Origin of the sequence: Luethyella okanaganae (assembly GCF_042660285.1) — a bacterium.
GTDB classification, from domain to species: Bacteria; Actinomycetota; Actinomycetes; order Actinomycetales; family Microbacteriaceae; genus Luethyella; species Luethyella okanaganae.
Window position 1 is genome coordinate 1 of sequence record NZ_JBHSTP010000002.1, and the last position, 12,884, is coordinate 12,884.

Sequence of the window (12,884 nt, forward strand, 5' to 3'; positions counted from 1 at the left end):
GCTTCTCTGCGACCCGCTGCACGAGCCGGGTCGTGGCCAGCGGCGCCGAGGGCGGCGGCTTCACGATCGCGGTGTTCCCAGCCAGCAGCGCATGCGGCAGCGCCGAGGAGAGAATGCCGATGGGCCAGTTGAATGGGACGATGATCGTGACCACACCGAGCGGCTGATAGGCCACCTCCGTCGTGACAGGGATTCCGGGGGCCACCGGCAGGATCCAGCATCGGTCGATCTCGTCGGAGAGCGCCGTCGTCTGGCGCGTCCGCCGCTCGAGCATCGACGTGTCGCGCAGCGATTCGGAGAGGATCTTGCCGTTCTCGCGCGAGAGGATCCGCGCATCCTCGCTCCGGTCCACCTGGCTCACGACCACCGACTCAGAGATCAGTCGCGCCCGGTCCTGTGGTGAGAGGGCGGCCCACAGCGGGAACGCCGCGGTCGCAGCCGCGACCGCGTCCGCGACGTCCTCCTTCGATGCGGACGCCGCACGGCCGACGATTTCGCCCGACCTGCCAGGGTCGCCGACCGGCAGAGTCTCGGCCGTCCACCGCTCTTCACCGCCGATGAACAGCCCCGTACGTATGCACTCGCGTGCGGTGGTCTCTGGCATCGGACCCCACCTCTCTCGCGTCTTCGCTCGACCGGTCGGGCGGACACCCGGCGAAAGATAAGTTTACTCCTATACATGTTTATATCTATACGTGTTTATGGTAGATTCCACATTGTCGTCGGCGAGATCGTCCGGCCGACCCCGCAGACGTCGTCGGCGGCATCCGTGTCATTCGAAGGAGAGGCATGAGACGAGTCGAGAAGCACCTCTCGATCAACGACCTCGTCGACGACCGCGGAATTGCGTGAGGGGCACGGCCACGATCTGACCCAGTCCATCGAAACCGCGCGACGCATCGCGCGGGCCTGAGACCGTGAGGAGAACAAGCATGAGAACCGTCGCCGTCACGAAGATCGGCAGCCTACGCGACCCAAACGAGTCCAGCTGTGGGCGGATCGAGGTCGTCGACTTCCCACGACAGAACCTCGGGCCCGAGGATGTGCGCATCAGGGTCGCATACGCGGCGATCTGCGGATCGGATCCGCACGTCGCCGAAGGCTATTTCCGGAAGGACGTGCCCTTCGGGCTCGGCCACGAGGTGTCCGGCCTCGTGACGGAACTCGGGGAGCGCGCGACCAAGTTGGCGCTGTCGGTGGGCGACCGTGTCGCGTGCAACTTTCTCAGGTTCTGCGGTGGTTGCCGTCCGTGCCTCGACGGGCGGCAGCAGTTCTGCGAGCACACGCGAGACTACCGCCGCCCCGGCATGAGCGAGGAGGTGGTCTGGCACGAGTCTCAGGTGTACCGCCTTCCCGACAGCGTCAGCCTGCTGGAGGGATGTCTTCTTGAGCCCACCTCGATCGCGGTGCGCATTGCAGACAAGGCGCGCATCCGCGTCGGCGATCGCGTGGCGATCTGCGGCGGCGGACCCATCGGCCAACTCGCCCTCCAGGTGCTCAAGATCGGCGGTGCGACGAGCCTCACCATGATCGAGCCGGTCGCCGAGCGTCGCGAGATGGCCCTGCGAGCCGGAGCCGAGCACGTCATAGACCCGACCGCCGAAGACCAGCTCACACGCATGCGTAAGCTGACCGACGATCGGGGCTACGACCTAGTGGTGGATGCCTCGGGATCCACGCGCGCAGTGCGCGGCTTGCTCGATCTCGCGGCGAAGGGCGGAACGGTCCTGTACGGCGCGATGTACCCGAACGACTACGAACTGCCCCTCAATCTCGCCGACTACCTCTATCAGCGCGAACTCACGCTGACCGGCGTCTTCGTCGCGCCATATGCGTTCCCACGGGCGATGCAGCTCCTGCCGCAGCTGCAACTGACAGAACTGACCCAGGCGGTCTTCCCCCTCGAGGACGCGAGCGAAGCGTTCGAGGCGCACCTGAGCGGTCGCCACCCCAAGGTGGTCATCCGCTGCAACGATCTGGGAGACATCCGATGATGGAACCTGGCTACAGGAAGGAAAGCACATGCGATTGAACGGAAAGGTCGTGATCGTCACCGGCGGAGCTGGCGGCATCGGCCGGGCGACCGTGCGCAAACTCGTGGCGGAGGGGGCTCGCGTCGTCGTCGCCGACCTGGCGCTGGACCAGGCCCAGGCGGTTGTCGACGAGGTGGGGGCGGACGCGGCCATAGCAGAACGCGTCGACGTCTCGGTCTTCGCCGAGGTCGAGGCACTCGTCGCGCGCGCGGTCGAGGCCTTCGGGCGACTCGACGTGATGTTCAACAACGCGGGCATCGCCGGTGGGCGCCCCCTCCTCGAGCACGATCCGGAGCGAGACTACTTCCCGATGATCAGGATCGATCAGGACAGCGTCTATTTCGGCATCCTCGCGGCGGCCCGTCAGTTCGTCGCACAGGGCTCCCCCGGCGTGATCATCAGCACCTCGTCGATCTACGGCGAGTCCGCGGCCGAGAACGCCTTCGCGTATGGCGCGGCGAAGGCCGCCGTCATCTCCTTCACCCGCTCGGCCGCCTATGAGCTCGGCCCGCATGGCATCCGCGCCGTCGCGATCACGCCCGGGCGGGTCAACACCCCGATGATCCAGCGGCTGGGTCCCGAGCTGGGAAGCCTCTTCGCGGAGCAGCAGGCCAGCGGCAGGCTCACCGAGCCCGAGGAGATCGCCGACACGGTCGCGTTCCTCGCCTCGGATGAGGCTTCCGCCATCAACGGCACCGTCGTGCACGTCGACGACGGCTATTCGGTCTTCAAGCAGAGGTTCGCTCCGCCGCGCTTCGACTGAGTGCAGGACGGTCCGAGGGCCGGAGCGGGCCAGGAAGGCTTCCAGCGGGGTGTCGGCCGCCTGGAAAACCGTCACGGCGCAGAGCCCGCTCGACCGCGATCGCGCGTTGAGCGAACGGTCGCAGCAACCGCCGAGGCAACTGCTGTAGCGTTCGAATCATGGCCATCCTACGGAGGGAGAACATGCCGTGGAACTGCGCCACCTCTCATATGCCGTGCGCGTCGCGCAAGCGGGCTCGTTCTCTCGCGCCGCCGCCGATCTGCGCATGACCCAGCCGTCGTTGAGCGCCGCGATCGCCCAACTGGAGCGGGAGCTCGGTGCCCAGCTGTTCGAGCGCAGCACCCGAGGGGTGTCGCTCACCGCCACGGGAGCCTACGTCGTCCGTCAAGCGCAGCGTATGCTCCGCGACGTCGAGGGCATGCGCGACACGGTGCGGTCGATGGTCAGTGGCACAGCTGGCTCCCTCACGCTCGGTCTGGTGCCGGTTCTCGCATGGCAGTTCGGGCCGAGCGTCATGCGAGCGTTCACGGCCGCCTCACCTGACGTCGTGCTCTCGTTGAGCGAGCGCAATGTCAGTGAGGTGATCGAGCTGCTCCTCGAAGGGGTGGTCGATGTGGGCCTCGTGGCGACAGCGTCGACCGCGCACCTGCGCGACTTTCACCGGGATGTCCTCGTGGTGGAGCATCTCGGAACGGTCGATCTGATCGCGGCACTGCCGGACCGCTATGCGAGCAGCCCAGACCCGATCCGGCTCGCCGACTTCGCCCACGAGGAGATCGCGCTCCCGCCCCCGTCCGCCCGCACCTACGGCCTGCGTGCCGGACTCCTGCGTGCGTTCGATCTCGCCAACCTCCCGACGCCGCGGATACGCGACGTCCCCTCCCTGTTCGAGGCGATCCCGCTTGCGATGGCAGGAATCGCCGTCAGCATCATTCCCGAGGGCATGCGCGATGCCATCACCTCGCCCGAGCTCGCGCTGCGCTGCATCATCGACGGTCCGGAGCCGCTCGACATCTCGCTGTTGCATCGGCCGGGTCGCGCTGTGACGCCGTCCGTGCAGAAGTTCGCGCTCGTCGCACGCGAGGTCGCACGCGCGGGAGGCCTCGCGGCATCCTCAACGCAAGCCGATGACGTCGAGGTCTGAAGGCACAAGAAACCGGCCCGAGAAGGCGCCCCCCTCCCGCTCCCACAGCACGCCGGGCGACGAGCGGGGCACGAGGTGGTGCAGTGCGAGCTGACGCGCACCCGCGGCCTCCGCGATCACGACCGCATCGCGCGGAGACGTATGGGCGGCGTAGTGATGATCCCGAATCGCGCGGGCCGATTCATCTCTCATGCGCCCGTACTGTTCCTCGACCCACTCGAAGTCGAGGGCCTCGTGCAGTAGGAGGTCGGCATCGCAGGCCAGTCGCACCATGTTGTCGGTCGGTCCGGTGTCGCCCGAGATGGCGACGGAGCCGCCCTCTGTTTCGAACAGAAAACCGAACGCCGGTGCCATCGGGGCATGCTTGACCAGTGTGGCCGAGACGCGAACAGCGTCATCCTCGTAGACGACGAAAGGCTCCATGTCGGGTGTCGGGTTGTCGTTGGGATGAAAGCCCACCGCGGTGGGAATGTCGACCTCGCGTGGCTCGAACCAGTCGAGGGGCGTCGGCCGCAACGAGTCGAACCGCCGATCGTTGATGTCGGTCGCGAAGCCGCGAAGCAGGAGCTCGACGCTGTCGCAGATGCCGGGAGTGGGGTTCTCCGGAAAGACCGGTTCGATGCCCCCCGTCGCGCGCACGCTCGCCGGCGGAAGCATCCCGCGCGGTCCCGGGCCGACGATCGGGATGCGGTGGGTGGGCGAGCTCGGCATGCGCATGATGCCGAAGACCATCAGAGCACCGAGATCGACGATGTGGTCGGAATGCAGATGGGTGATGAAGACCGCCCGGATGCCGCCCAGCGGTCGCCCCGCGCGCACCAGCTGTCTTCCGACGCCGGAACCCGCGTCCACGAGATAGGTGCGGTCGCCGACCACGACGGCCGTCGCGATGCCGGTCCTACTGCCATCGGCACTCCACACCGGCCCGCCCGCCGTGCCGAGGGCGATGACGTGAGGCGCAGTGCTCATGCCCGAACCACGCCGACGTTCTGAGTGACCGGACGCTTCGCCTGCTGGATGAGCTCGAACACCTCGGCGCGCAGCTCGCCGTAGCGCGGTAGGTTCTTCGTGTGGAGCTGGTGGCGCTCGGGGGGAAGATCGACGGCGATGTCCCGCGCGACCTTCGCAGGCGCGCCAGAGAGCACGATCACGCGGTCGCCCATGTACACCGCCTCGTCGATGTCATGGGTGACGAACAGCACTGTCATCTTCAGGCGGCGGCTCATCTCGAGAACGAGATCTTCCAGCTCGATGCGCGTCTGAGCGTCGACGGCCGCGAACGGCTCGTCCATCAGAAGCACGTCGGGTTGATAGGCCAGGCCTCGTGCGATCGCCGCGCGCTGCTGCATTCCGCCGGACATCTCCCAAGGGTGTAGCTTGCCTTTGCCTGCCAGCCCCACGTTCGCGAGGGCCTCGGCGATGATCGCCGGGCGCTCGGCCTTGGGGAACTTCGCCTTGTGCAGAGGGAGCTCGACGTTCTTTTCGACAGTCATCCACGGCAGCAGGCTCCGAGAGTAGTCCTGAAAGATCACGGCGAGTTTCGCAGGCGGCTCCGTGACCGTCTCGCCCTCGAACACTACCCTGCCGCTCGACGGCGGGATGAGACCCGCGATGCACTTCAGGAGCGTCGTCTTTCCTGAGCCGGAGGGCCCGACCACGCAGACGAACTCACCCGTGTCGACGACGAAGTCGACGCCATCCAGGATCTCTGCACGAGTGTCATTCGTGACGTAGGCCTTGCCGAGCTCATTGACGGCCAGGATGTGGTTCTCAGCCATATGTGGTCTCACCTTCTCTTCTCGTGCCGGGGTGTGGTGCAGCCCGCTTACGCCGCCCCGGTCGCTTGCCGCATCGTGATCTGCCAGCGCAGCACCCGTCGCTCGACGATCACGAAGATCGAGGTCAGCGCATAGCCGAGCAGGCCAAGCATGATGGTGCCCGCCCAGGTCTGGGGCACGCGGAACAACTGCTGGGACTCAAGTACGAAGTAGCCGAGCCCGCGGGTGGCGCCGACCATCTCGCTGACGACGATGAGGATGATCGAGATTTGCAGCGAGATACGATACCCCGCCACGATCTGCGGACCCGCGGCGGGCAGAACCACCTTGAGGATGTTCTGCCAGGGGCTGAGGCGATAGGAACGTGCCATGTCCCGCACCTGCGTGTCGACGCTGCGAACCCCGTCGATCGTGTTCAGGAGGGTGGGCCAGACGGCGCCGACCGCGATCAGCGCGATGCTCATCGAGTTTCCGAGCCCGAACAGCACGAGCACGATCGGGATCAGGGCGGGGGAGGGGAGGGATCGCAGGAAGTTGATGATCGGTGCCAGAAATGCCCGGAGCACGGGGCTCCGGCCGAGGATCACCCCGAGGACGGTGCCGACGACGAGCGCGATCACCAGGCCGATGGCGAAGTTCGCCAGAGTAGGGAGGAGATCCTTCGTCAGACGCGGGCCGAAGATCCATTGGCCGACGATCTCCTCGACGATCTCTGACAGCGGGGGGTAATAGAGGGAGGGATTCGCCTGGCTCGTGAACCACCACAGGAGCACGATCGCGAGGGGGAGCCATGCCCGCAGGAAGAACGATCGCAGATGGAAGAGCGCCGTGTTCATCATGCCGTCACCCGCTCTCGCTGCGAGGCGTGCCAGAAGAGAACGGGCCGGTTCAGAGCCGCGAGGATTCCGTTGAACGCGATGCCCAGCAAGCCCATCGCCACTATCAGTGCGTACATCCTGTCGATCAGCCCGTTGATCTGGCTGGTGGAGAGCATGGCCCCGAGACCCGGGATACCGACGATGTACTCGGTGACGATGGCCACCACGAGCGCGATGGTGATCGAGATGCGCAGGCCCGTCATGGCGAACGGCGTCAGGCTCGGCACGACGATGCGCGTCGTGCGCTGCCAGGAGGTGAGTCGATAAACGCGTGCCATGTCGAGCGCTGTTCCCGAGACCTCACGGAGACCGTAGACGAGCTGGGTCAGCATCGGCCAGAGCGCCGCGAAGACGACGAGGAAGAGCTCCACGGTCTTGGTCGGTCCCCACAGGAGGATGGTGAGCGGAATGAGAGCGACGGGCGGGATCGGCTTTAGAAACTCGAGCGGGAACCACGTCGACTCACGGAAGAGGAGGCTGCGGTGAATCGCCATCGCAAGCGGCACGGCGATGACGATCACCGTCACCACGCCGATCAGAGCGACCAGCACGGTGTTCAGGACAGCTACCCAGAAGTCGAGCGATGTCAAGAGCTGGCCGAACGTCACGGCGACCTCGCCAGGAGGTGGCACGGCATTCGGCGACAGGGCCCCCGTCGCACTTGCGATCCACCAGATCGCGATGATGGCGGCGAGTCCGACGACCCCGAGAAAGGCCTCCGTGCGCCGTGAGAGACCGCCCTTCAGGTGGCCGGCGCTCATGCGTCCCATCGGTTTCCTCCGCTCTTCTCGGACATCGCGTCTCACTCGGGTTGGACGTGGTGGGTGGGCCCCGGCGGCGGGAACGAACCCGCCGCCCGGGGCGCTCGCCTCACGGGAGCCAGACGATGTCTGCGGCGTCGTGCTCAGCCTTGATAAGGCCGACCTTGAGCATCGCGTCCACCATGGATTGGATGTCGGCTGGCTGGACTTCGCCCACGAAGGCCGGGAGGTTCACCTTCTCGGAGGTGGTCTTGTCAAGCTGGAGTCTGCTCACCAGCAGGGCGCGCACCGCGTCGGGATTGTCCTGCGCGTACCGGTTGGCTTCGATCATCGCGCTGCGCATCCGCTCGGCGACCCCCGCGTTCTTGGCGAGGTAGTCCGAGCTCGCCACGAGCACTGCGTCGGTGAACCCTACCGGTATGGCATCGACGCCCTTCGCGTGGTAGGCGTTGAACGCTGCGGTGAATCCTGCGTCCCGCGCGGACGCCGTGAAGGGCTCGGACATGATAGCCGCGTCGATCTGTCCCGACTCCAATGCCGGCAGCAGCTCGCTGAGGCTCATGACGACCCAGTTGATGCCGTCTTTGGCGCCGCCGTCCGCGAGGTAGTTGGCCATCACGCCGACGTAGGGCCCGGAGCCCACGGCGCTGGTCGCGACCGTCTTCCCCTCGAGATCCTTGGGGCGCTTGACGGTGCTCCCCTTCGGCACCATGACCTGGTTGGTGCCGATGCTCGGGTCGTCCTGTTCGGCCTGAACACCAGCGACGATCTGAATCGGCATGTTCTGGTCGACCGCCGTGATGACCGGCGCCGTCGCGGCATTCGCGAACTGCATCTGGCCGTTCAGCAGAGCGGGGGCGGATGCGGCGAAGTTCGGCGACTGGGTGATCGTGACATCCAGCGCGTACTTCTCGAAGATGCCCTGTTCATCGGCGATCCACAGGGGAACGGCGGCCGTCGTGAACACCGCGCCGACGGTCAGCGCCACCGCCTCCATCGGCTTGTCACTGCTGGCGCCGCCGGACGGGGTGGGCTCGGCACCGCCGGGACTGCACGCGCTGACCACCAGCGCGATGGAGGCGATCGTGGCGACCACGCCACCTCGTCGAGACAACATAGATCTGTTCATACCGGGACTCCTCATCGTGTACCAGCGCGGGCCAGATCGACTGGCCACCTCGACGCGCCTTTGCGTCTCACCAGCATCCGCGCGGGAGCGACGGCGAGGAAGACGCCAATCGACTATGAGCGATATAGATGTCGTCTATAGCCGAGAAGTCGACCCCGCCTCGGCGGCGGGTTCCACATCGGAGAGGCACAAGTCGGCGATCACGGTGGAGGCGCAGAAGGCGCGTCTCAGTCGCCGAGACGGTCGACGAGCGAGAGCCCTCGCCGAGCCCACTCGATCTCGCCGCGGGCCCGCTCCACGAGGCCCTCGTAGGCGAACCGCTTGTATGCGACCGTACGCTCACGCTCGGAGTCCGGCGTCGCGGCGAGCCGCCGCACCAGCATGGGGTTCTCCAACGCGTCGATACGGCGCAATTCGCCCTCCCACTGCTTGAGCTCGCCTTCCCACTGCGCGATATGCGCGCTCAAGAACGCGCGCGCCGCCTCGGGGGTCGTCGTCTCCAGGTAGGCTGCGCGAAGGTGCGCCGGATCGCGCACGCGCTGGTACTCCAGCGGCGAGGCCATCCAATCGAGATACGCCCGCTCGCCCGTAGCCGTCACGTGATACATCCGCCGCGTGCCGCGCTCGCCGCGAGTCTGCTCCTCAGCCTCGATGAGCCCCTCGACCGCCATCTTGCGAAGCTCGGGGTAGATCTGCGAGTCGGGAGCGTGCCAGACATGCCCCACCGATGCCAAGAACTGCTTCTGCAGGTCGTAGCCCGAGAGAGGCCCAACCCGCAGCAGCGCGAGCAGGGCGTAGCGGAGGCTCATCGTGGCCTCCTTAGACGGACTCTTGGTGCGGTGCGAGGGGGCCCGAGCACCGCCCGGACCCCCTCAAGTATTGCAGATCAGGCCGACTGGTAGTTGGTGCGCCATCCACCCTGGTACGCCTGCCGGGCGACGTTCGAGTACGGCACGGGACTCACCACCGCGCGCACCTCGAGTTGCCGGTGCGGTTCGACGGCAGCCTTCTTGGAGCCGCCGTTCGGCTCACCCCACACGACCTTCAGCTCGGTGCCCTCCGGCACGTTCGGGTCGACGGTGGCCAGCGAGAGCGCTCGACGCTCGTTGGCGCTGTAGCCGGTGAACATCGAGTGGCCGACCACCGTGCCGTCGGCGTCGACGACCGAATCGTAGTTCGCCGAGCCGTAGTTCGCCAGGGGCAGGTCGAAGAACTTGTAACTGGTTCCCTCGACGTCGAACAGCGATGCGAAGATCTTCGTGACGTCCTCGGCATCCCAGGCGAGCGTGACCTTCTTGCGCTGGGTCGCCGGGTCGATCTTCTCGAGCGCGTCGCGGCCGACGAAGTCGTGGTCGAACTTCACGAACGAGCCATAGCCGAGCTCCCAGGGCGTGAGGTAGTAGTCCTCGATGTTCTCGGACACGAACGAGCCGGCGAGCGTGCCGGTCGCCTCATAGCTGTCGGCACCGAGCCACTCGCGGTAGCCGCGCTCTGCCTCGCCCGTGTAGATCGCGGGGAGCGGAGAGGGGATCCAGCCCGACTCCAGGGTGTTCGACGGGTAGGCGCGTGAACCGACGGGGACCAGTCCGAATTCCGAACCCGCCTCGACGATCAGATCGCGGATGCGATCGTGGTCGGCGTATGGACCCCAGATCTCGAGGCCTGGCGCTCCGGCCATGCCGTGCCGGAGCGTGCGCACCTCGGTGCCGCCGATGTTCATGGTCGCCATGTTGAAGAACCTCAACTGCTCCACCGGGCCGCCATTGAGCTTCTCGATGACCGCCCAGGCGCTGGGGCCTTGGATCTGGAAGCGATAGTACTGGCGTGTCACGGGGTGGCCGTATGGACGCGAGGGCGAGCGACGGTCGACGGTGATGTCGAGGTTGCCGTAGCCGCCCGTCTCGCCATGGTAGAGCAGCCAGTTCGCGGCGGGAGCACGGCCGACGTAGACATACTCGTCGTCGGCCTCACGGAACAGGATGCCGTCGCCGATGACGTGGCCCGCTGCTGTGGTCGGCACGTACTGCTTCGCCTTGTCGACCGGGAACGTCGCCGTGGAGTTGATCGCCGTGTCGGAGATCAACCGGATCGCATCCGAGCCCTTCAGAAACAGGTTGTCCATGTGGTGCGACTGGTCGTAGAGCACGGCGGTGTTGCGCCATGCCGTCTGCTCCTTGATCCAGTTCTGGAAGTCGGACGGGACGACCGGGTAGATGTACGAGCCGATCTGCGAGTTGCGCAGCAGGTCGACCGCGCTGCCCTTCTCGTCCAGCAGCTCCTGAAGATTCTTGGCCACGATGTGAACCTCTCTGTTCTGTCGATGAGCGCCTCGGCTGAGACGCCCGTGGTTAGAAGACGATCGTGTGATTGCCGTGCCGGATGACGCGGTCCTCCGCGTGCCATTGCACGGCTCGCGAGAGCACCGCGCGCTCGACGTAGGCGCCACGGGCCTGAAGGTCGGGCGCGGAATGCGCATGGGTCACGCGCGCGACGTCCTGCTCGATGATCGGACCCTCGTCGAGGTCGGTGGTCACGTAGTGCGAGGTCGCGCCGATGAGCTTCACCCCGCGCTCCTTCGCCTTGCGGTAGGGCGCGGCGCCGATGAAGGCGGGCAGGAACGAATGGTGGATGTTGATCACCGGAACGCCGATGCCGTCGAGGAAGTCGGGAGAGAGGATCTGCATATACCGCGCAAGCACGACGAAGTCGACGTTTCCGATGAGCAGTTTCATGATCTCGGACTCAGCCGCCGACTTGTCTGCGCCCTGCGATGGCACGTGGAAGAAGGGAATGCCGAACGAGCGCACGTCCTCCGCGGTATTCGTATGATTCGAGATCACCATCGGGATCGTGACGGGCAGTTCCCCTCGCCGGTGACGCCAGAGCAGCTCGAGCAGGCAGTGATCCGAGGTGGAGGCGAGGATCGCCATCCGCTTCGGGATCGACTGATCGGTGAGGGTCCACTCCAGCCCGAACTCGCCCAGTGTCTTCGTCAGATCGGCCTCGATGGCGGGGATCGCCCCCGTGAGGCCGGGCCGGTGAAAGACGACGCGCTGGAAGTACGCCCCTCCGTTCGCATCGTCCGAGTATTGGTCGAGCGACACGATGTTGCCTTCGTTGCGGGTCAACAAGGCTGCAACGGCCGCGACGATGCCCGGCCGGTCGGGGCCGTGCACGATGAGGCACGCGTGGTCGCGGAGGGATTCCTGATGAATGGCCATCGCTGCGGTCCTCGTGCTACGAACGCGACGCGACGTAGGTGCGTGCCCACTCCGACGATGCGAGCAGCCCGCCGAACGTGTAGAAGTGCAGCTTGACGCTGCCCGAGGCGGGATGTGCGGCGAGTTGCTCCGCGAGGTCGGTCACGAAGCGATCGGGACCGGCCGTGCCCATCAGGTTGGTGAGCGAGAATCCGTACTTCTTGACGATCATCGCGTTCGCGCCGATGCCGAAGCGGCGCGCGAAGCCGAGAAGCCGCTTGACACCGGCCGGACCGGGGGTTCCGATGCGGATGGTCGAGTCGATGCCCTTCGCTCGGACGGCCTCGATCCACTCGATGACGGGATCGGTGTCGAAGGAGAACTGCGTCAGGATGACGGCATCCAGGCCCTGCTCCTTCAGCGACGCGGATTTGTCCTCCAGCGCGCGCCACAGCGTCTCTTGCGAGATGTCCGGGTGGCCCTCGGGGTAGCCGGCGATGCTGACCTCGCGCACACCGTACTTCGGGAGCACGCCCGAGCGGATGACCGCGAACGAGTCCTCGTAGGGACCCGCCGGAGTGGCCGGGTCACCACCGACAGCGAAGACGTGCTCCGTCGCACCGACCTCCTGCAGGCGCCAGAGGAACTCCTCGAGCTGATCCTGCGACTGCAGACGCCGCGCGGAGATGTGCGGGACCGGGATGAATCCGAGATCGCGAACGGCACCGGCAGCCGCGACGCGCATGTCGAGGTCTTCGTTGCCGAGGAAAGTGACGTTGATCTTCGTCCCCGCGGGGATGCTGTGCCTCGCCTCGACAAGCCCGGGGATGTCCTTGCCGGTCATCTCCAGGGAGAAGTCACCGACGAGTTCGAGTGCCGCCCTGTGGGGTGCGGGGGTGGTGTGTGCCACTGATCGAGGTCCTTTCCGCTCTCAGCCGGGACGCTTCATCGCGTCACCGAGTCCCACATTACCTATATTAATAGGTAATGTCCATAGGTATTTGCCCCCCCTCGCCTCTACGACCCCCTCTCCACGCTCATCCTCCCTCTCCCACCTCATCATTTGCTCCCTCTCCCCTCTCCTCTCCTCGTCTCCCCGAGCGCCATCCGACCGGTCGGTCGCTCTCCGTCTGCGAGGCGCGCTCGTCCGCACGGATAGCGGGAGGAAGTGCTCGCGGGGGCGGGGCCGGGGGCGGAC

At 66.2% G+C, this 12,884-nt stretch carries 13 protein-coding genes; 3 read left to right on the forward strand and 10 right to left on the reverse strand.

Going from position 1 to position 12,884, the window contains the following annotated elements; genetic code table 11:
• A partial coding sequence (locus tag ACFQB0_RS07660) for an aldehyde dehydrogenase family protein (protein ID WP_386729755.1) occupies positions 1-604 on the reverse strand: 604 nt, incomplete at its 3' end.
• Between the two features lie 328 nt (positions 605-932).
• Between ACFQB0_RS07660 and ACFQB0_RS07665 the strand changes: the two genes are divergently transcribed.
• The 3 genes from ACFQB0_RS07665 (at position 933) to ACFQB0_RS07675 (ending at position 3,940) form a co-directional block, all read left to right on the forward strand.
• A complete protein-coding gene (locus tag ACFQB0_RS07665) occupies positions 933-1,994 on the forward strand; it encodes a zinc-dependent alcohol dehydrogenase (protein ID WP_386729758.1) in 1,062 nt (353 codons plus the stop codon).
• A 28-nt stretch (positions 1,995-2,022) separates the two neighbouring features.
• Positions 2,023-2,796 (forward strand): SDR family NAD(P)-dependent oxidoreductase, encoded by a 774-nt coding sequence (locus ACFQB0_RS07670; protein WP_386729761.1) that lies wholly within the window; start codon positions 2,023-2,025, stop codon positions 2,794-2,796.
• A gap of 187 nt (positions 2,797-2,983) precedes the next feature.
• Positions 2,984-3,940: a LysR family transcriptional regulator gene (locus tag ACFQB0_RS07675; protein WP_386729762.1), complete on the forward strand. Its 957-nt coding sequence runs from the start codon at positions 2,984-2,986 to the stop codon at positions 3,938-3,940.
• On the opposite strand, the gene ACFQB0_RS07680 is transcribed toward ACFQB0_RS07675, so the two are convergent.
• From ACFQB0_RS07680 to ACFQB0_RS07720, 9 genes are all read right to left on the reverse strand, one after another.
• Positions 3,911-4,909: an MBL fold metallo-hydrolase gene (locus ACFQB0_RS07680; RefSeq protein ID WP_386729765.1), complete on the reverse strand. Its 999-nt coding sequence runs from the start codon at positions 4,907-4,909 to the stop codon at positions 3,911-3,913. The two genes, ACFQB0_RS07675 and ACFQB0_RS07680, sit on opposite strands and share 30 nt — an antisense overlap.
• Entirely contained in the window at positions 4,906-5,718 is an 813-nt protein-coding gene (locus tag ACFQB0_RS07685; RefSeq protein ID WP_386729767.1) for an ABC transporter ATP-binding protein, read from the reverse strand. Before ACFQB0_RS07685 ends, ACFQB0_RS07680 begins: the two co-directional genes overlap by 4 nt.
• A 47-nt stretch (positions 5,719-5,765) precedes the next feature.
• Positions 5,766-6,557 (reverse strand): ABC transporter permease, encoded by a 792-nt coding sequence (locus ACFQB0_RS07690; protein WP_386729769.1) that lies wholly within the window; start codon positions 6,555-6,557, stop codon positions 5,766-5,768.
• A complete protein-coding gene (locus tag ACFQB0_RS07695) occupies positions 6,554-7,366 on the reverse strand; it encodes an ABC transporter permease (protein ID WP_386729772.1) in 813 nt (270 codons plus the stop codon). The genes ACFQB0_RS07690 and ACFQB0_RS07695 overlap by 4 nt, the downstream gene beginning before the upstream one ends.
• 100 nt (positions 7,367-7,466) lie before the next feature.
• Positions 7,467-8,486: an ABC transporter substrate-binding protein gene (locus tag ACFQB0_RS07700; RefSeq protein WP_386729775.1), complete on the reverse strand. Its 1,020-nt coding sequence runs from the start codon at positions 8,484-8,486 to the stop codon at positions 7,467-7,469.
• Between the two features lie 227 nt (positions 8,487-8,713).
• The gene (locus ACFQB0_RS07705) at positions 8,714-9,295 is read right to left on the reverse strand and encodes a PadR family transcriptional regulator (RefSeq protein ID WP_386729777.1); all 582 of its coding nucleotides are present in this window, start codon (positions 9,293-9,295) and stop codon (positions 8,714-8,716) included.
• Between the two features lie 77 nt (positions 9,296-9,372).
• Positions 9,373-10,782 (reverse strand): vanillate/3-O-methylgallate O-demethylase, encoded by a 1,410-nt coding sequence (ligM, locus tag ACFQB0_RS07710; RefSeq protein ID WP_386729779.1) that lies wholly within the window; start codon positions 10,780-10,782, stop codon positions 9,373-9,375.
• Positions 10,783-10,834: 52 nt separating this feature from the next.
• Positions 10,835-11,707, reverse strand: a complete 873-nt coding sequence (gene purU / locus ACFQB0_RS07715) for a formyltetrahydrofolate deformylase (RefSeq protein WP_386729782.1) — start codon at positions 11,705-11,707, stop codon at positions 10,835-10,837.
• 16 nt (positions 11,708-11,723) lie between these two features.
• Positions 11,724-12,596 (reverse strand): methylenetetrahydrofolate reductase, encoded by an 873-nt coding sequence (locus ACFQB0_RS07720; RefSeq protein WP_386729785.1) that lies wholly within the window; start codon positions 12,594-12,596, stop codon positions 11,724-11,726.
• Positions 12,597-12,884 lie beyond the last annotated feature (288 nt).

Excerpts from the sequence above, each read along its gene's own strand:
- ACFQB0_RS07665 (WP_386729758.1), top strand. The coding sequence starts at position 933 with ATGAGAACCGTCGCCGTCACGAAGATCGGCAGCCTACGCGACCCAAAC.
- ACFQB0_RS07670 (WP_386729761.1), top strand. The coding sequence starts at position 2,023 with ATGCGATTGAACGGAAAGGTCGTGATCGTCACCGGCGGAGCTGGCGGC.
- ACFQB0_RS07680 (WP_386729765.1), bottom strand. The coding sequence starts at position 4,909 with ATGAGCACTGCGCCTCACGTCATCGCCCTCGGCACGGCGGGCGGGCCG.
- ACFQB0_RS07685 (WP_386729767.1), bottom strand. The coding sequence starts at position 5,718 with ATGGCTGAGAACCACATCCTGGCCGTCAATGAGCTCGGCAAGGCCTAC.
- ACFQB0_RS07690 (WP_386729769.1), bottom strand. The coding sequence starts at position 6,557 with ATGATGAACACGGCGCTCTTCCATCTGCGATCGTTCTTCCTGCGGGCA.
- ACFQB0_RS07695 (WP_386729772.1), bottom strand. The coding sequence starts at position 7,366 with ATGGGACGCATGAGCGCCGGCCACCTGAAGGGCGGTCTCTCACGGCGC.
- ACFQB0_RS07700 (WP_386729775.1), bottom strand. The coding sequence starts at position 8,486 with ATGAACAGATCTATGTTGTCTCGACGAGGTGGCGTGGTCGCCACGATC.
- ACFQB0_RS07705 (WP_386729777.1), bottom strand. The coding sequence starts at position 9,295 with ATGAGCCTCCGCTACGCCCTGCTCGCGCTGCTGCGGGTTGGGCCTCTC.
- purU (WP_386729782.1), bottom strand. The coding sequence starts at position 11,707 with ATGGCCATTCATCAGGAATCCCTCCGCGACCACGCGTGCCTCATCGTG.